Source organism: Lederbergia sp. NSJ-179, from assembly GCF_022867885.1.
GTDB lineage: Bacteria > Bacillota > Bacilli > Bacillales > Bacillaceae_C > Lederbergia.
Map to the genome: position 1 here is coordinate 1 of NZ_JALIFP010000055.1, position 17,575 is coordinate 17,575.

Annotated in this window: 19 protein-coding genes; 7 read left to right on the forward strand and 12 right to left on the reverse strand. The window is 38.2% G+C overall.

The features are described from left to right. Positions 1 to 177 precede the first annotated feature (177 nt). Positions 178 to 798 carry an MBL fold metallo-hydrolase gene (locus tag MUB24_RS21525; RefSeq protein ID WP_244707580.1) on the reverse strand — a complete coding sequence of 207 codons (621 nt, stop codon included), beginning with the start codon at positions 796 to 798 and terminating at the stop codon, positions 178 to 180. Positions 799 to 1,036: 238 nt separating this feature from the next. On the opposite strand from MUB24_RS21525, the gene MUB24_RS21530 reads away from it, so the two are divergent. Then, the gene (locus MUB24_RS21530) at positions 1,037 to 1,210 is read left to right on the forward strand and encodes a DUF2759 domain-containing protein (RefSeq protein WP_244707581.1); all 174 of its coding nucleotides are present in this window, start codon (positions 1,037 to 1,039) and stop codon (positions 1,208 to 1,210) included. Between the two features lie 55 nt (positions 1,211 to 1,265). Here MUB24_RS21530 and MUB24_RS21535 read toward each other — a convergent pair whose 3' ends face one another. The 7 genes from MUB24_RS21535 to rpmG form a co-directional block, all read right to left on the reverse strand. Beyond that, positions 1,266 to 2,384 (reverse strand): YqgU-like beta propeller domain-containing protein, encoded by a 1,119-nt coding sequence (locus MUB24_RS21535; RefSeq protein ID WP_244707582.1) that lies wholly within the window; start codon positions 2,382 to 2,384, stop codon positions 1,266 to 1,268. 80 nt (positions 2,385 to 2,464) lie between these two features. Next, positions 2,465 to 4,333, reverse strand: a complete 1,869-nt coding sequence (locus tag MUB24_RS21540) for an LTA synthase family protein (RefSeq protein ID WP_244707583.1) — start codon at positions 4,331 to 4,333, stop codon at positions 2,465 to 2,467. A 312-nt stretch (positions 4,334 to 4,645) separates the two neighbouring features. Next, positions 4,646 to 5,611 (reverse strand): ROK family glucokinase, encoded by a 966-nt coding sequence (locus MUB24_RS21545; RefSeq protein WP_244707584.1) that lies wholly within the window; start codon positions 5,609 to 5,611, stop codon positions 4,646 to 4,648. Positions 5,612 to 5,613: 2 nt separating this feature from the next. Beyond that, the gene (locus tag MUB24_RS21550; RefSeq protein WP_244707585.1) at positions 5,614 to 5,829 is read right to left on the reverse strand and encodes a YqgQ family protein; all 216 of its coding nucleotides are present in this window, start codon (positions 5,827 to 5,829) and stop codon (positions 5,614 to 5,616) included. 19 nt (positions 5,830 to 5,848) lie between these two features. Then, positions 5,849 to 7,012: a rhomboid family intramembrane serine protease gene (locus MUB24_RS21555; protein WP_244707586.1), complete on the reverse strand. Its 1,164-nt coding sequence runs from the start codon at positions 7,010 to 7,012 to the stop codon at positions 5,849 to 5,851. A gap of 318 nt (positions 7,013 to 7,330) precedes the next feature. Further along, positions 7,331 to 7,909: a 5-formyltetrahydrofolate cyclo-ligase gene (locus MUB24_RS21560; RefSeq protein ID WP_244707587.1), complete on the reverse strand. Its 579-nt coding sequence runs from the start codon at positions 7,907 to 7,909 to the stop codon at positions 7,331 to 7,333. A gap of 77 nt (positions 7,910 to 7,986) precedes the next feature. Next, entirely contained in the window at positions 7,987 to 8,136 is a 150-nt protein-coding gene (gene rpmG / locus MUB24_RS21565) for a 50S ribosomal protein L33 (RefSeq protein ID WP_207452736.1), read from the reverse strand. A 150-nt stretch (positions 8,137 to 8,286) separates the two neighbouring features. Here rpmG and MUB24_RS21570 point away from each other — a divergent pair, with 150 nt between their 5' ends. Both MUB24_RS21570 and MUB24_RS21575 read left to right on the forward strand, forming a co-directional pair. Further along, positions 8,287 to 8,664 (forward strand): hypothetical protein, encoded by a 378-nt coding sequence (locus MUB24_RS21570; protein ID WP_244707588.1) that lies wholly within the window; start codon positions 8,287 to 8,289, stop codon positions 8,662 to 8,664. After that, positions 8,657 to 9,127 carry an endolytic transglycosylase MltG gene (locus MUB24_RS21575; RefSeq protein ID WP_244707589.1) on the forward strand — a complete coding sequence of 157 codons (471 nt, stop codon included), beginning with the start codon at positions 8,657 to 8,659 and terminating at the stop codon, positions 9,125 to 9,127. The genes MUB24_RS21570 and MUB24_RS21575 overlap by 8 nt, the downstream gene beginning before the upstream one ends. 211 nt (positions 9,128 to 9,338) lie before the next feature. Here MUB24_RS21575 and MUB24_RS21580 read toward each other — a convergent pair whose 3' ends face one another. The 3 genes from MUB24_RS21580 to sodA all read right to left on the reverse strand — a co-directional run bounded on the left by MUB24_RS21580 (position 9,339) and on the right by sodA (position 13,473). After that, on the reverse strand, positions 9,339 to 11,393 hold the full coding sequence (locus MUB24_RS21580; RefSeq protein ID WP_244707590.1) for a peptidoglycan D,D-transpeptidase FtsI family protein: 2,055 nt from the start codon (positions 11,391 to 11,393) through the stop codon (positions 9,339 to 9,341). 74 nt (positions 11,394 to 11,467) lie between these two features. Beyond that, a complete protein-coding gene (locus MUB24_RS21585; RefSeq protein ID WP_244707591.1) occupies positions 11,468 to 12,694 on the reverse strand; it encodes an MFS transporter in 1,227 nt (408 codons plus the stop codon). A gap of 170 nt (positions 12,695 to 12,864) precedes the next feature. Further along, positions 12,865 to 13,473: a superoxide dismutase gene (sodA, locus tag MUB24_RS21590; protein WP_244707592.1), complete on the reverse strand. Its 609-nt coding sequence runs from the start codon at positions 13,471 to 13,473 to the stop codon at positions 12,865 to 12,867. A gap of 209 nt (positions 13,474 to 13,682) precedes the next feature. Between sodA and MUB24_RS21595 the strand changes: the two genes are divergently transcribed. The 4 genes from MUB24_RS21595 (at position 13,683) to MUB24_RS21610 (ending at position 16,690) form a co-directional block, all read left to right on the forward strand. Beyond that, complete coding sequence (locus MUB24_RS21595) at positions 13,683 to 14,192, forward strand: DUF1189 family protein (RefSeq protein WP_244707593.1); 510 nt, start codon at positions 13,683 to 13,685, stop codon at positions 14,190 to 14,192. A 54-nt stretch (positions 14,193 to 14,246) separates the two neighbouring features. Further along, positions 14,247 to 14,582: a hypothetical protein gene (locus MUB24_RS21600; protein WP_244707594.1), complete on the forward strand. Its 336-nt coding sequence runs from the start codon at positions 14,247 to 14,249 to the stop codon at positions 14,580 to 14,582. A gap of 118 nt (positions 14,583 to 14,700) precedes the next feature. Then, on the forward strand, positions 14,701 to 15,837 hold the full coding sequence (ispG, locus tag MUB24_RS21605) for a flavodoxin-dependent (E)-4-hydroxy-3-methylbut-2-enyl-diphosphate synthase (RefSeq protein WP_280517112.1): 1,137 nt from the start codon (positions 14,701 to 14,703) through the stop codon (positions 15,835 to 15,837). A gap of 256 nt (positions 15,838 to 16,093) precedes the next feature. Next, on the forward strand, positions 16,094 to 16,690 hold the full coding sequence (locus tag MUB24_RS21610) for a hypothetical protein (RefSeq protein ID WP_244707595.1): 597 nt from the start codon (positions 16,094 to 16,096) through the stop codon (positions 16,688 to 16,690). A gap of 56 nt (positions 16,691 to 16,746) precedes the next feature. Here the strand turns inward: MUB24_RS21610 and MUB24_RS21615 are convergent, their stop codons facing one another. Continuing rightward, positions 16,747 to 17,379, reverse strand: a complete 633-nt coding sequence (locus tag MUB24_RS21615; RefSeq protein ID WP_244707596.1) for a hypothetical protein — start codon at positions 17,377 to 17,379, stop codon at positions 16,747 to 16,749. Positions 17,380 to 17,575 lie beyond the last annotated feature (196 nt).

Sequence of the window (17,575 nt, forward strand, 5' to 3'; positions counted from 1 at the left end):
GCTTCCTTCAGATTCACACCTCACGATGGACACCCTTGCCTTTGGCTAACAGTTCCTACTGCCAAGCCTGTAGTGGACTTTCACCACCAAGTTATAGCCCATGCCGGGCGCACCTAAAAAGGACTGCATGTCATGACGATGCAGTCTTTTTTATGAGCTAAGGCCCTTCGCTTTTCCTTATAAAAATGGATTCTCATCCATTTCCTTTTGAATCGTTGTGATAGGTCCATGACCAGGCAATACTTCTGTTTCCTCAGGCAATTTCAATAAGGATTGATGGATACTAGACAACAACTGATCATGATCCCCTCCCGGTAAATCTGTTCTGCCAATACTACCTGCAAACAAAGTATCTCCGGCAACGACAGCTTTTGCCTCTTTCACATAATAGGAGAGACTTCCCGGCGAATGCCCAGGTGTGTGATACAGTTCAAAAGAAAATGACCCAATTTTCAAACTATCTTCTGCCGATAATAGATGATCTGCAGGTTGTGCTGTAATGGTTTCCCCATAATGAGCAGATCCATTCAATGAAGGATTCGATAGCCAATCCCGCTCTAATTGATGGAGATACACAGGAATCTCCCAGTGGTTTCGAACATCATCAATCGCTCCGATATGATCGAAATGTGCATGTGTCATAAGAATCGCAAGTGGCTGAAGCTCCTGCTTCATTATGTATTCATTTAATTCTTTCCCTTGATCACCCGGATCGAATAGTATACATTCATTATTTGGGTTTATCAGTAGATAGCAATTCGTCTGTAAGGGACCTAGTGGAATTTGGATCCATCTCAAGAATTTTAACCTCCCTTTATCAAATTATCTTCATTTTACCATCGCCCTTCTAGGATTTAAAATGTTTTGAATGAGTACAGCCATCCGTGTATATACTATGAATAGCAGAGCTTTCAAAGAAGTGTCATTTTTGCCACTCGACAAACGGATGAAAAAGCTATAAAATAGATGTAAGTATGAATGAATTCATTACATAATAAAAAAATTGATTAAGCCTACAGAAGGGAGTTTCTTATACATGGGTACAGCCATTATTTTTTTGTTAGTCGCATTATTAGCCGTATTTGGATCCATTAGTGCCTTAAAAAACAAGAATATCCTTGGAATTTTATTTGGTGTGGGAACACTAGCGGTTTTTGGATTTTTTGCTATTGCAACACTTATCCATCTTCCCGATTCATTACCTAAGTAAAAAAATTCGATTAAAAAGGTGCAAGGTATACAATCTTGCACCTTTTTATTTTTGATCAATGAATCAATTTCAACCTTTCCGCTGTTTTTAGATTCAATAATTCCTCCAATTGATGCCCATATAAACATAATTCCCCATTAGGAGAACAAATAATGGGTTTGTTTTCCATATCCTCAAATAAAATTTCCTTATGTTGTTGCTTTAGATGATAGGCTACGAGTTGAAAACCTTCTGTATAAACATCTGCATTTTCATGATGTTTTGCAACAAAGGTAAGAAATGTCTCATTTTCCTCTAGATAATCATAATACGGAATCAGCCAATCGGAATATTGAGTTAAGTTTGGTACTTGAATGGAAGACCCTATCGGCTTTAATAATGAATCGTAAAAGTGGTACTCCATATGCTCGGAGTCTACATCAGGAACCTCAATGGTCATAAGCAAATTTGAAAAGACATCAAACCGGTACAGGTGATTAAAAATCACTTCCCTTTGTGACGGATCAGAGAGTGATTGTTTAACAAGAGGAGCAAAAAGATTTGGTTGCTCAGGATTCCAATCTTGGACCAAAATATGATCTTCCCCAAACCATTTTACGAAAGGGTGAATCCCTTCCAGTTCCTGAATGGATTTATCGCCAACATCAACAGCAAAACTTTTGTAAGACCAGTCTTCAAAAAAAGCTGTGGTCATCATTAAATTTGCGTTTTCCTCATTCCATTCAAAAGCAAGTTCATGGGATTCAATAGACGTGGAAAATTTCACATCTCCTGCATCATCAATGAAATAAACCTTAGCGGATTGGGAATTTTGTGAAGTATGTATAAGGAGCATTTCTTTACTTTTATGAATAAGAATATTATGAAAAGGCGAATCAGAAGTGAAAATGACTTTCGACTCACCCTTATAAAGATGATAGGTTGCGAGATGATATTTTCCCTGCCTCACAAAGGAATACAAAATGGTTTGGTTGTCCATCCAGCCATAGATATTTTCAAATTCATCTATATCTAAATCCAGAGGAATCAGTGAAGGCTCTTTCTCCCCTTCTTTTTGTTCAGGGCTTGGATCGGTTTTAGATCCTGGAGGGGGAAAATCGCTCTGCAAAAGAGTGCAGCCTGTTAATACAATAAAACTGATCATGATCATCAAAGTCAATATTCTTTTCCTCATTTCCACTCCCCTCTCCTTTTTCCAAAAAAACTCCCGCAACATGGAGTTGGGGAGTGACGAAAATTCAACCGATTCCGTCCTTAATGGTCGTTCTCATAAAATCTTAATAAGTCTCCATTAATGATACTATCGGAGTAACCCAATTCGTTATTTGCTTTTTCTTTATATGGTTCACAAAAAGTCTCTTCCACAGGCTCTTCCGTTTCCTTAGAATAACAAGTGTTTCGAGTATATACATACTCGCTCGTTATAAAGCTGCCATCTCTAAAAACAGTAAAATCTTGATGGTTTGGTGAAAATAAATCCTGCCCAAATGCAATATCATCCTTTGTCTCGACTCCCATTAAATGGAGCAAGGTAGGTTTTAAATCAATCTGGCCACTTACCTTAGAGATGGTTTGGCCATGTCCTTGATCTGTTATCCCTGGAATATGAATAAACAAGGGAACTTGTTGAAGCTGAGCACTTACATATGGAGTAACCTCTTTCCCTAAATATTGCTCCATCGCTACATTATGATTTTCTGAAATTCCATAATGGTCTCCGTACATAACGATAATAGAATTTTCATATAAGCCTTCGTCTTTAAGTTTTTGAAAAAATTGTTTTACTCCTTCATCCATATAACGAACCGTTTGAAAATAACGATTCAATGTACCACTGTTTGAATCATACTCATCAATAAATTTATCTTCTTCATCTAATGTAAACGGGTGGTGATTGGTTAAAGTAATCATTTTCGTATAAAATGGCTGTTGCATTGCATTCATCAGCTCAACAGATTGTTCGAAGAATGGAATATCCTTCATCCCCCATCCAACGGAAATATCTGGTGAAATATCATAATCTTGATCAGAATAAAAGTAGTCATAACCAATCGACTGGTACATAATATCCCGATTCCAAAAGCTTTTATTATTGGCATGCATGGTTGAGGTATAATAACCTTTCTCTCCTAGCTTCCGTGCCATTGAATCAAATTGATTACCGGAATGTGTAAAAAAGACTGCTCCTCGTCCTAAAGGATATAAGGAATTTTCTAATAAAAATTCAGAATCTGACGTTTTTCCTTGCCCTGTTTGATGATAAAATTGATCAAAGTAATAGCTATCTTTCGTTAACTCATTTAAAAATGGTGTCACTGTTTCTCCATTCATATCATTATGAATCACAAAGTTTTGTAAAGACTCCAGCGATATAACGATTAAATTTCGATCTTTAGCGATCCCGAACATTTCTGGATCAGGTTTTACATAATTAGCATTCACGTAATTTTCAATATCTACTAACTGACTCCCATCCGCCATTGCTCTTTGTGCCGAAGATTTGGATTGTAAAAAGATATCATATAAGTGGTAGTTGAATGTTCCTAAATTTTTCACTAACATCTCTCTGTCAAATGTTCGAGTTAAGAGCTGTGGGCGCTCCGCTTCCGCTAGACCAATATTAAGGAACAAGATCGCAGCAGCAATTAAAAAATAAGCCCGGCGATTTGCTTTTTTTACTGGCGTAAATTCTGCATGTTTCCGATAATACCGGGTCAGATAATACAAAAATACAACATCCAGAAAATAGAGAAAATCATACCAATGAATTTCTGTTGCTGCACTGTCACCTAAGTCCGCAAAATTATTTGTTTGAAACAATACCGGCAGAGTTAAGAAGTCAGTGAAAAACCGATAAAAAGCTACATTTGCATATACGACAAAGCTTAATATAAAGCTAGTTAAAAGAATATACCGAGATTTAGCTTTCTCCGTTTTAAAAAATAGCGAGAGACCAAACGCGAATAATAAAAAGCTAATAGGATTAATGATCAAAATCATCTCTTGCATGAAGTTTTCAATCGTGATCGAAAAACTCGTTTTATAGACAATATACGTTTTAATCCAAAGCAAAAAGGCAGCTATCACTGGAAGTACGATATTGGCCTTTTTCAACTTACTCACTTTACTAAACCTCCTAAACTATTTCGCAGCCTATGCTCTACCATATTTATGCAAAATCTCTCATTTTTACCAAATTTTTGGACATCCTCTTAAATATAGACGTTTAAAAAACATAAAAGTTTCACTATTTATCCGATTACTTTATTATTCATACTTTAGACATAATTAGGGCCTACTTTATATATATACATGTCAAAACAAACGGGAAGGGCGAGAATGTATTCTTCTCACCCTTTATCTAATCTTCATCTTTTTGTAATTATAGAGTTTTGATTGTTAAATGTAAGTCGTCTTCATCACATTGCTGCTTCATCAGATTTTATTTGCAGCGAGCCATCCTGCTCCAACAATTCCAGCATCATTTCCAAGTTGGGCCAACACAAATTCCGTTGATTCCATAACTGGCTTAAATGCATAGCGATTAAATGCTTGCTTTATTTCGTTAATCAGAAAATCACCGGCTTTCGAAACACCGCCGCCAATGACTATTCTTTCCGGATTGAAGACACTTCCTATATTCGCAAGCGCTAAGCCCAAATGATCCGCTAATAGAGCGACTGTTTCATTTGCCAAAACATCACCGGCTTTTGCAGCATCAAAAATATCCTTCGCAGATATATCCCCATTTTCCTGAAGTTGTTTCTTTAAAATGGAATCTCCTTCATATATAGCTAATTTGTCTTTTGCTGAACGAACAATCCCCGTTGCGGAGGCTACGGTCTCTAAACAACCCTCCTTGCCACAATTGCACATATAGCCATCTCTCGGTACTGATGTAATATGCCCGATTTCTCCGGCAGCCCCATTTGCACCATGAATGATGTCTCCCTTGACAATGACGCCACCACCTACACCAGTGCCAAGTGTGACACAAATTAAGTCCTTCGCTCCAGCACCTGCTCCTTTCCACATTTCTCCAAGAGCAGCTGCATTGGCATCATTTTCGATCACAACAGGGACCTCAAGTGCAGATTGCATAAGATCGCGAAGGGGAAAATTGTCTTTCCAGCCAATATTGACAGCTCCATCAAGAATGCCCTTTTCTGTGTCAACGGGGCCCGGTGCACCAACACCTGCCGCCTTTAGGGCTTCATAAGGAATCTGGAGTTTCTCTAGTTTTTCGGAAACAGCCTTTTTCACATCTTCAAATATTCCCTTTCCACCATCTGCTTTATTCGTGGGTATTTCCCATTTCGTTACAATGTCACCTTCTTCAGAAAAAAAAGCCAACTTAATGGAGGTGCCCCCAATATCAATCCCTGCTAAAATTTCTCTCATTTTCATCCCCTACTTTTCGTTCTATTCTTTTTTTCTTGAATTCTTTCATTTCTTAATACCGATAACGCTTCATGCATATCTTCCTTGGAAATAAGTCCGGATAGATACATTTCTTTTATTTCTGTTTCCATCATTTCCATATCAAGAATTCGGTCCCCCATATAAAGAAAATGACCAAATTTCTTTAACAATTGCTGGACATCATAAAATGTTTTCATTTTTCATCCCATCATTGTATTAATAAATAACATGATAGCCGTAGTATAACATGAAACCCGTGAACAGCCCTAATATTATAATGAACATTCCTTGGCTTTTCCACCTTTTCTTTTTAGGAAAATGAACAAGTCCAGTTGCTAAAAAGCCACCCACTAAACCGCCAATATGCCCAGAATAATCAATTCCTGGTACGATTAACCCAAAAACTAGATTAATGCCAATTAAAATGAGTACATTCTTGCCAATTGTGCGAAAAAACAATTGTGGAGAAGCAAAGCCTACATATAATAAGGCACCAAAACAACCAAAAATAGCGCCACTAGCTCCCGCGGCTAAGGTTGGAGTAAATACAAAGCTAAAAAGCGTTCCCATGAAACCAGAAAACAAATAAATCCAAACAAAGCGAATTCGTCCAAAAATCCTTTCAACCGCCGTACCTAAATAATAAAGGGCAAGCGTATTCATAAATAGGTGAATGAAACCAATATGGAGAAATACGGGTGTAATCAATCGCCACCATTCCCCTTCTAAAATAAGCGGGGAAAACTTGGCACCAAATCGAATTAAGGTTTCAGGATTCTTACTACCTCCATTCATTTCTAACCAGAAAAACATGATGATTTGGATCGCTATAAATATATATGTAAAAAGTGGCTTGGAAGCGGAAAAAAATTGCTGTACAGCTTTTTCATTTTGCGAGGCTTTATTCATCACCGCCTGTGCCAAGAAAAGGACTTCCGTTTCCTTGTATTCGTCCTTGATCTGCAAATCTACCTTCTTTCCCATTAAGACTCCCAAATTTTCGGTTGATTCCTTTACATTTCCTCTTGTCATTAATACAGTAGATACCTTTGTTCTACCGCTCTTTTCTTCATAAGTAAGTTGATCCGCATCAACAGGTGGATATTCCGTTATATATAAATTTAAGACATTTAAATTTCCTGTAAATAACTGCTTCCTCAGCCTTTCCGCTTGTGCAGCCGTATGCTGTTGATCTCGATTCAGCCAATTGGACCAGCCCATTTGTGATTTAACAAGCCGTACCACACGTGCCGATTTATACTGACTATTTTCAAACCACATTTCTGTTTGCTGTTTATTTAATCGAATCAAACGATACCCACATTCCACCATAAAAAAATGGGCCAATCGCCAAAACAAATAATGTTCGCGTCCTGTCAAACCCTTTTTCCCTTCTTTCATTCACCTCAAGAGACAGTTTTCTTATCTCTTACTATAGCAGAAATGATACCGATTAAACAATCGCAATAAAAGCTGGCATTGTGAAGGCCAGCACCGCTTATTCCATATTATGTTTCACCAGACAGTCTCGCTAAAAAATGTGTAAGTAAATTTCTACATAGCGATTATCCCGAATGAAATGGACCATTTTTTTCCGATAACAAAAGATAAACATCACTAAAATAGATGCCAAGCATAACCTGAAAAGTGATTTCATCAAAATCCCTCCTCCCTTTATCTTGGCATTAACGTCCCATTTTATGCGAATTTAGTTGGTTCACAGTGGATAATTTGGTTTTCTGTGACAATTTGTTGCACAGGAAGATCATATTTTTCAATCGGTATTTTATCTTGTAATTGATTGGTGAAAGCCAGTGCAATGGTATGCCCGTGATAATTGATTAAAAATCGATCATAATAACCGCCACCAAATCCAAGTCGATAGCCTTCTTTTGTAAATCCAAGTCCTGGGACCAGTAATAAATCGAGCTTTTGCTTGCTTATTGGTTTTTTGCCTGCTTCCAGTGGCTCGAATAACCCCGCATACCCCTTTTCCATTTGCGCAAAAGCGTTGATGGGATAAAACAGCATTGTTTTTTGAACAGGGTTACATTTTGGTATCGCGATCACTTTTCCTTGTCTCCAGGCCATGCGGATGATTTGCCAAGTATCCACTTCGGGAAATTGGGACACCGTTATTCCAATTGTTTGTGCCTTTTTCCATTCTTCTGTTGCCAACAAACGTTGACTAATTTGATAGGAAAAATCTTGGTATAGTAGCGGGTCCAATGCTTGCAAATCCTTCATAATCTGCTGTCTTACTAACTTTTTCTCCATGACCTTGCTCCTATTTTTTTATTAAAAAACGCCAGGATCACTGGTTTTCCAATGGTTCTGACGTTTTTCACCGGCAATTATTTTGTTTCCCTGTGCAAAGTAACACGTTTAAGTCTGGGACAATATTTTTTCAACTCAAGACGGTCAGGGTTATTACGCTTGTTTTTTGTTGAAATATAGTTACGATCACCGCATTCTGTGCAGGCTAATGTAATATTAACGCGCATGTCTTTCCCTCCAAACTAAGTACATTCTTCACTGTCCATACGACTTTTATATAATAGCATTAAAACACGAGAAATTCCAGTTCCTTTTTTGCAATGGAGGGATTTGTCGATTTGTGATATAAATAAAGTAAACAATGCACGAGGTGGATTATGAATATATTGGTCATCATTTTATTATCTTTAGCCATTTTACTTTTTCTTGTCTCTCTCTTTCAACCGGATAAAACAAAAGCTTTAGAAAAAGAGATGGAACAATTATCCATGAAAATGTTACAAGAAAATTATTTATTAAAAAAAAGAGTGAAGGTATTAGAAGAAGAGTTGTTAATCACGGATTTACAAGGTCCTTTACCGAAGCAAAATCAGGTGAACAGACCGAATGAAATATTAAAAAATCAGGTGATCGCTCTCTATCATCAAGGACTTAATCTTGGCCAAATCTCCAAGCAATCCTCTCTGCCTATGAATAAGGTGCAACAGATTATTAAAACATATGAGGCAGCAGTGGGAGGACATCAGCGTGGATAAAAGAGGAACAAGAGGGATCGCTTTAGGTTTATTGCTTTCCGCCCTGTGCTTGATTGGGTATCAATATCTGAACCCAGAACCCATCAAACAAACAACGAACCCTGTTCAATCAGGTGAAACTGAAATCGATCAAGCTGAATATGCAAAGCTGCAAAATGAGGTCCGTGATTGGCAGAAAAAATATGAGGAGCTTGAGTCGAAACATGAAAAGGCAGCTCAAAAGGATCAACACAAGGCAGCCGAGGACCAATCCAAGAGCTTTCAATTTACCATCGAAGAAGGAATGTCATCGAAGGAAATTAGTGAACAGTTAAAAACGGCGGGAGTTATCCAGGATTCCGAAGATTTCAATGACTATCTAGAGGCAAAAGAATTACAAACAAAAATTCGAACAGGAACTTTCGAAGTGACGAAAGAAATGTCCTATCATGATGTGGCTAATGTTTTAACAAAACAACAATAATGTTAAGAAAAGCGCAAGGCGCCCGCCTATCGGCGACAAGCAAATGTTCTGAGACAATAAAAGTCCGGTCTTGACTTTTATTGTCTCAGGTTATTTGACCTCGAGCCGATGGCGCCTGGAGCTAGATCCAAACATTAGCCAATTTTTATACTTTCCTATCCCGCAAGAAAAGCCTATCCTTCATAATAAATATAGAGGATAGGCTTTTCTTTTATTTGGCTCGTTCTTTTTTCAAATCGAAATAGGCTTTCATAACACGTTTCCCAATATCGGTATTAATCGTATTGGATACGTTTGGCTGATTAATATAGGCAGATGGCACAATAATTGACATTGCAATTTCAGGATTTTCGTACGGAGCGTATGCGACTAATGATAAATTCCATACGCTTTGTCCTTGATCAAATGTTTCTGCCGTTCCTGTTTTCGCTGCAATTCGAAGGTTCTTATACTCACCTTTCCCTAACGCAGTTCCGGTTCCTCCTTGGTAATGAACAACCCGCCAAAAACCTTCCTGCACACTTTTAATTTCATTGTTAGTAGCATCAATTCGATTTAAAACTTTTGGTTGAATCTCTTGAGCAATGGGACCAATTTTTCCATCTTCATTCCCTGGCTCTCGTATTTCTTTGACAATATGTGGTTGCATTCGATAGCCGCCATTGGCAATCGTTGACACATATTGGGCAAGCTGTAAATTAGTAAAGGTATCAAATTGTCCAATAGCGAAGTCAAGAGCTTTACCCGCTTCATTATTTTTGGGATCTCCCTTATACCCTGACATTTCTCCCGGCAAATCAATGCCAGTCATAGCACCGAGTCCAAATTGACTAAAATAATAACGCATCTTTTCGAACGCCTTAAACTTATCAATACCAAGGTAATCGCCACGTTGATATTGATATCCACCAATAAGCATTGCCGTTTTAAACATATAAACGTTCGAAGATTTCATTAAGGCCGTTTTTTCATCCAAAGATTGATTACAACAACCATTATTGAACCAAGAACTCTTTCTTGTTCCATCTTTAAAAACTATTGGTTCATCATATATCCTTTTACCTGGCGAATTAACCCCTGTCATAAAGCCCGTTAATACTGTTGCTCCTTTCACCGCAGACCCCGGTGCATAGGCCGTTGTGAAATTACCAGAAGCAAAGTCGCTGAATACATACTTTTTTTCGTCCTCATCATACGTATACTGCTTTCCAGACAATGCTAGGATTTCACCTGTATGAGGATCCATTAGGGTCACAAAAGCCCGATCTAATAAATGAGTCCCATACTTGGCTTTTGTTTTTCTTAATTCTTCTTCAATAATTTGGTCAACCTTTTGCTGCAGTTCCATATCGGTTGTGAGTACAAGGTCTTTGCCGCGTGACCCTTCCGAAACAAGTTCTGTTTCCAAGATTTGTCCGGATTTCGTCACACTTTTTACTTTTTCCTTTTGGCCGCGCAATACATCCTCATATTGTTGTTCAAGATAACTTTGTCCCACTCGATCACTACGGCTATAGCCATGCGCTTCATAATAATTCAATTTCTCTGCTGGAAGACCAGAAGTGACTCTCCCTAAAATCGTTCGCAATGTATCCTCGTATGGATACGTTCTTTCCCAATCCATTGTTGTGTCTACTCCAGGGAGTGAACCGAGATTTTCACTGACCCTTGCAAATTCTTCCAGTGAGACATCTTTATTTTTTACAATTTGCGGATCTAGGGCATAGCCCTTGGTAAATTCGCGATAAATCGCCAGCACTTCTAAGTCATCATCTGTTAGTGTGGCCAATTCATCTTCTGTTACACGTTCCCTTTGCAATTCGAGTATTTTATCATCTTTCAATTTTCCCAATTCTTCTTTGGTCACTTTTGCTTTCGCTTCGTCAGGATGAATCATTAACCAGAAATCAATCTTATCTAATTCTGTCACTTTATCTGTATCTTTATCGATCAGCTTCGCTAATTTCCTTGCCGTTTTCAGTGTTGTTTTCTGGTCGAACTTTTTCGGAGCCGTATATGTAATCGCCCGTTCCGCTTCATTTTCTACTACTGGTTGGTGATTGCGGTCATAAATTAATCCCCTTGGCACACTCGTTTTGACCGTTACATCTTCTGTTCTATCTAATTTCCGTTTCGCATCTTCCCCATGAACAATTTGCACGACCCCTAAACGAAAAATTAAGACCGCGAAGAGAATAAAGACAGCAAAAAACAATAAATTCATCCGAACTGGAATATGCGTCTTTTTCTTCTTATTCTTTTTCAACTGATCCAGCCCTTTCTCCTCTAAAATCCCTCCTTCTATTGTAAAAGAAAAACCATAGATAAGCCAGTCTTAATTCACGTCACTTCTATTGAATCTGTTTCCAACTTTTGCAGAAGCAAGGCAGCTAAAGTATGACCAATTCCGAATAGGAGTAATAGAGCCGGTATGGCCGTTTCTTGATTTACGATTTTTGTCACAATAATAAAGAGGACAATCGAGGTTACTCTCCCCGCATTCAAAAATAATTCTTTTACAACCACATATTCAATACGCATTTCAGCTGCTTTCCAGCTTTTTCCGATTACATCATAGGTAATAGAAGAATAAGGAACAAGCATTAAAGGATAAGCAATCCCAATCACCACTCCATAAATGAGTAGCCGGGTGTAGGTGGGATCCTTGAAGATTAAAAATATAGCCGCAAATAAGATTACTCCACCTATCAGCATGACCTGCTTGCGTTTGTCTTTTTTGATCAATTTTGTGGCAATGGAATACATAATAAAGGCGGTCCCTGCATGGACCATGCCATAGGTACCCAAAGCTAATTCATCATTGGTTGCAACAAAGACATAAACAGATATAACAAAGACAAACGTCCCCTCACGAATTCCTTGTAATACATGAGCATTGGTGACAAGTTTCCAATTTCGATCCCTTTTCCTTTCACGAAAAATTTTCACAAATAAATAACGACCTGAGGAAGGGCGACGTTTAAGAAAAAAGCTCGTGACAACAGCAGCCGAAAACAAAGCAAGCGAGATGGCAAATATGATCGTATACCCAATATTAGAGGTGAAGCGGGTGATAATAAAACCTGCTGTAATCGGGCCAATGATTCCCCCTGAAGAGGTTAACGCTCCCATAAATCCGTTAAAAAAATCCCTTGTTTCCGGCTCAGTGATTTCAAACGTTAATACATTAAAAGCAAGCCAGTAAAACCCATAACCAATTCCGAGTAACCCACCTAAAATCACTAAATAATCGGCCGATTTTTCTCCAAAAAGTAAAACAGCAATGAAGAATAAGGCCAAACTAATCACGCCAATACGTAAGACAATCACGCGGTCAATTTTTTTCGCTAATCTTCCAGCTAAAATAAAAGTGAGTGGCTGCATAACCACAACAGAGAGATTGTATATCGCGAGGTCAATATAGCTTCCTGATTGTTTCCATAAATAAACATTCACAAAAGTGTTAGACAAGGCAATGCTGAGGGAATACAGTCCTCCAACCGCTAGCAGCAATATTAAATCTTTCGTTATGTCTATTCCACTGTAAAGGTTTTTGAGTTTAAACATAAAAGAACTCCCCTTTTCTTCTCTTTATCTTTAGTGAAGAAAGGAGAAATATACTTCAAAAAGCAGAGAACTTTACTTCTCTTACTTTGTGAATTTTGAATAGGGAGAGTAACGCGCACAAAAGGCTGTCGGGATGATCCCGACAGCCTTTTTGACTGAAACACAGTTATCTATTTTGCTGCATCATATTGTTTTTGTACAGCATCCCAATTGACTACATTCCAGAATGCGCTCATATATTCAGGGCGACGATTTTGATATTTCAAATAGTATGCATGCTCCCAAACATCAAGACCCAAGATTGGTTTTTTCCCTTCCATCAATGGGTTATCTTGGTTAGGAGTGCTTGTGATCTCTAACTCTCCATTATTAACAACTAGCCAAGCCCAACCGGAACCAAATCGTCCAGCACCTGCTGCTTGGAACTCTTCTTTAAATTTATCAAAACTACCAAATTTGCTATTAATGGCTTCGGCCAATGAGCCTGTTGGTTCACCGCCACCATCAGGAGACATTAATGTCCAGAACAATGAATGGTTTGCATGTCCACCACCATTATTTCTCACAGCCGTACGAATCGATTCAGGAACAGAATCAATACCTGCGATCAAATCTTCCACAGATTTACTTGCCAAATCTTCATGCCCTTCAAGAGCCTTGTTCAAATTCGTTACATACGTGTTATGATGCTTCGTATGGTGAATGTTCATTGTTTCCTTATCAATATGAGGCTCCAGTGCATCATATCCATAAGGTAATTGCGGTAATTCGTAAGCCATTCATAATTCCTCCCTATGTAATATTTTGAATCATTCAGCGATTCAAGGTTTCCAATTTTAGGTTAACAAATTGGGAAACCGGATTCAATTAATTTGCTCAAAATTGTTTGAATTAATCCTTTTTCTTGAATACTGATTCAATCCCGACGATAATAACCTTAACAGCAAATCAAATTATATCTCATGAAACAGAGGCGGAAGGGAAGAATATGAAAAAAAAATCGCTCTTTACCCTATTTTATCAATCATTCTATTCTTTTAAAGATATAGCAAAGTTCCGATTTTTAAGTATTGGAAAAACGATTCAATATGTATTTTTGCTTGTTTTATTCTATTTTCTACCGGCTATGATGAAACTTCTCTTTATTGAGAGAGATTTTTCTCACTTAACCCCCCATTTTGATAGGGGGAGCCTTGTGATTATCATCCCACTCTATCTTATTTTTACATTTATATTATATACGGGCATCCTTTTTATTAAGATATCTTTTTTAGCTGGAGTCGCTGGCATTCTTGCAAAAGGTTTGAAACGCTCATTGCCTTATCGGAATGGTTGGAGGCTGACCGCTTTTTGCATCACTCTACCAACCGTACTATTTGGTCTCCTTCCCCTGTTCGGTATTACTATCGCTTTTGGAACACTCTATGATCTCGCCATTTCTGCTATCTATATTTTCGCTACTATATTAAAGCTACCTCGGCCTAAAAAACATTCATAATCCCAACCTTTCTATCATAGATATAGATCACGATGATAGAAAGGATGATGAACGATGAAAAAAATAATGGTTATTATCGCTAGTTTCATCATTATATATAGCATGTATCATGACTTAACAGTTGGGGTACTTCCCGCACTTTCAGCAAATTCCGGCTCTCGAGAGGATGTAGAAATCATTCAAAATCAGGATAAAGATATGTTTGAAAAGGAAGTTAGACCCGGTGATACAGTTATTTCCATCCTGGAAGAAAATCAACAAGACTCACTTCCTGTCTCAATTGATCAGATTATTGATGATTTCGAACGCTTAAACAACGGGCTCAAGCCTGAGGAAATTCAGATTGGTGAGACGTATCGATTTCCTATTTATGCTGACAAAACGGACTAAATCAGCTTAGGATATTGTCAAATAGGCTAAAAGATTGCTACAATGGAAAGGTAAGAGTTTATCGTCCATATAAGTCTAAAAGAAACTACTTTTCTGTTATAAAAAGGAGAGAAAACCCTTGGGTGAAATCATACATCGTTCGAAAACACGCCCTGTGAAAGTGGGCAATTTAACGATCGGCGGGGCAGATCAGGTCATTATTCAAAGTATGACGACAACAAAAACACATGATGTCGATGCAACTGTTCGAGAAATCGAACGTTTAGAAGAAGCGGGCTGCCAAATTGTGCGTGTCGCTTGTCCAGATGAAAGAGCTGCGAATGCGATCTCAGAAATCAAAAAAAGAATCAATATCCCACTTGTTGTTGATATTCATTTTGATTACCGTCTTGCGCTAAAAGCGATTGAGGGCGGGGCTGATAAGATTCGGATCAATCCTGGGAATATCGGGAAACGCGAAAGAGTGGAAGCTGTTGTTAAAGCGGCAAAAGAAAAAGGAATTCCGATCCGAATCGGTGTCAATGCAGGCAGTTTGGAAAGACATATTTTAAAGAAATACGGTTACCCAACCGCTGATGGAATGGTCGAAAGTGCCCTCCACCATATTAAAATTTTAGAAGATCTCGATTTTCATGATATCATTGTCTCGATGAAGGCCTCTGATGTTCGCCTAGCTATGGAAGCTTATGAAAAAGCGGCAAGAACATTTGATTATCCTTTACATCTTGGCATAACCGAAAGTGGAACATTATTCGCAGGAACAGTCAAAAGTGCTGCTGGTCTTGGGGCCATTTTAAGCAGAGGAATTGGGAACACTCTAAGGATCTCGCTTAGTGCTGACCCCGTAGAGGAAGTAAAAGTAGCAAGAGAATTATTAAAATCCTTCGGTCTTATTTCGAATGCGGCCACCTTAGTGTCTTGCCCGACTTGTGGGAGAATCGAAATTGATTTAATTAAAATCGCAAATGAAGTCGATGAATACCTGCAAACCATTAAGGCGCCTATTAAAGTTTCTGTTCTTGGCTGTGCGGTCAATGGCCCCGGGGAAGCAAGAGAAGCCGATATTGGCATTGCTGGCGCACGTGGTGAAGGGCTATTATTTAAAAAAGGAAAGACAGTAAGAAAGGTCCCAGAAGCCACAATGGTCGATGAATTGAAAAAAGAAATTGATAAAATGGCTGAGGAATATTACAAGAAACAAGCAGAAGAAAATCAAGTAAGTGAAGCGAATCCTAAGGTCAAAGAGGGTGTCTAAGGGCAGCCTCTTTCTTAAAAGATAAGGAAAATTGGCTGGAGTTGGATCCAACTCCAGCGCCTAGCATGGGAGTCCATTGGCGTGGCGATCGACATCGCACCCTTAGCCGTTAGGCCCACAGGATGTGGGTCAGAACAGCGTTGCGCCAGGACGGCGTGAATTTAGCTGTTCATCCTTATATTTAGGTTTGTACGTCGCTAAACGGGCGCTTGCGCTTTTCTTAACAAAACAACAAGGATGATTGGAAGGAGATTTCATGAAGAAAAGATTTGGTATTGATATCGATGGAACTGTTACATGTCCAACATCATTAATTCCGTATATTAATAAAGCTTTTCAACTAAACATTACACTGGATGATTTAACCGAGTATGAGTTAACAGATTGCTTAGATTTACCAAAAGAATCCGTTCAGGAATGGTATATAAATACAGAATCGGAAATATGTGCCCAGTCGCCTCTAGCAGATGGGGCAAAATCTGTATTGACCCATTGGTTTCACGAACATGAATTATATTTTATTAGTGCTCGCCGTCATAAAGTGATGGATGTAACAAAGTCATGGTTTTATGAACAGAAAATTGATTTTCATCATATTGAATTAATTGGCTCTCATGATAAAGTAAGCACAGCGAAAAAATACAATGTTGATCTATTTTTTGAAGATAAGCATGATAATGCGGTCGCAATTTCGGAAGAACTAGATATTCCAGTGATCTTATTTGATACACCTTATAACCGTAAGCCCACACCTAAGAAAGTCATTCGCGTAAAGAATTGGCAAGAAGCGAAAAAGTGGGTAGAGGCTTGGGTTGCTTTAAATGATGGGAGAATCAGTCAATCTGTTTTATAATGAAAAGAAAATGCCAAGCACCCAGTGGATGCTTGGCATTTTTTAGATTATGATCATCACTGAGACTTATTCTTTATTTTTTGTAAGTACTCCATGTTTAATATCAATTGATTATCTTGATGCGCACTTGTGATTTTTGCTTTGTCAATCGATTTTTCGGCTACTGACTCATAGAGATATAAACTTTGGATAGGATTTAAAAGACTTGCAGGTACATTCTCATAGGTTTCTAAGAAAAAAATGTAATCCCTTTCATTTTTAATATCGACCTTCTCATCTGTAATAACTGATGTATTTCCGATCTTACCCCCTAATTGTTTAACTTCAATTGTGTCTCCTACGTGGTAATTGCCTTTATAAACATCAGCTATTTTAACGGAATAAACGGTATAGATGTTACTGACATCATCTGGCTTTCCTCCAGGATTGAGTTTCTCATCCTTAGAATCCGTTTCGATCAGATCGTTAATCTCTTCCACCGTAGAACTCAACACAGTTCCTTTAATAATAGTATCCGCTCTTTGCGCCAAACTCTCTATGCTGGAGTAACTTGGATAATCTTCAGTTACTACAGTTGTCACAGGCTCATTATTATTAACCTCCCCTGTATTATTCGTCGATGAGCAGGCAGCGGTTGAAAACAGTATGATCGAACAGGCAAGCAAAGGAATAAATCGTTCCTTTTTCATTCTTACACCTCCTAATTATGAAACGTATTGTCAAAACTTATATAGTAAAAAGTTAATAAAATCTTGATTTATAGGGCTTAGAATACAAAAAACTTGCCACCCCCCTAAAATCTGAAGATAATTGAGGTTACCACACACCCAAAATCCCAGAATAGGAAGTGACAAGTTGTACCCTCAATTATTAACTTATTTACTC

Excerpts from the sequence above, each read along its gene's own strand:
- sodA (WP_244707592.1), bottom strand. The coding sequence starts at position 13,473 with ATGGCTTACGAATTACCGCAATTACCTTATGGATATGATGCACTGGAG.
- MUB24_RS21530 (WP_244707581.1), top strand. The coding sequence starts at position 1,037 with ATGGGTACAGCCATTATTTTTTTGTTAGTCGCATTATTAGCCGTATTT.
- MUB24_RS21595 (WP_244707593.1), top strand. The coding sequence starts at position 13,683 with ATGAAAAAAAAATCGCTCTTTACCCTATTTTATCAATCATTCTATTCT.
- MUB24_RS21585 (WP_244707591.1), bottom strand. The coding sequence starts at position 12,694 with ATGTTTAAACTCAAAAACCTTTACAGTGGAATAGACATAACGAAAGAT.
- MUB24_RS21535 (WP_244707582.1), bottom strand. The coding sequence starts at position 2,384 with ATGAGGAAAAGAATATTGACTTTGATGATCATGATCAGTTTTATTGTA.
- MUB24_RS21600 (WP_244707594.1), top strand. The coding sequence starts at position 14,247 with ATGAAAAAAATAATGGTTATTATCGCTAGTTTCATCATTATATATAGC.
- MUB24_RS21615 (WP_244707596.1), bottom strand. The coding sequence starts at position 17,379 with ATGAAAAAGGAACGATTTATTCCTTTGCTTGCCTGTTCGATCATACTG.
- MUB24_RS21560 (WP_244707587.1), bottom strand. The coding sequence starts at position 7,909 with ATGGAGAAAAAGTTAGTAAGACAGCAGATTATGAAGGATTTGCAAGCA.
- MUB24_RS21610 (WP_244707595.1), top strand. The coding sequence starts at position 16,094 with ATGAAGAAAAGATTTGGTATTGATATCGATGGAACTGTTACATGTCCA.
- rpmG (WP_207452736.1), bottom strand. The coding sequence starts at position 8,136 with ATGCGCGTTAATATTACATTAGCCTGCACAGAATGCGGTGATCGTAAC.
- MUB24_RS21550 (WP_244707585.1), bottom strand. The coding sequence starts at position 5,829 with ATGAAAACATTTTATGATGTCCAGCAATTGTTAAAGAAATTTGGTCAT.
- MUB24_RS21570 (WP_244707588.1), top strand. The coding sequence starts at position 8,287 with ATGAATATATTGGTCATCATTTTATTATCTTTAGCCATTTTACTTTTT.
- MUB24_RS21545 (WP_244707584.1), bottom strand. The coding sequence starts at position 5,611 with ATGAGAGAAATTTTAGCAGGGATTGATATTGGGGGCACCTCCATTAAG.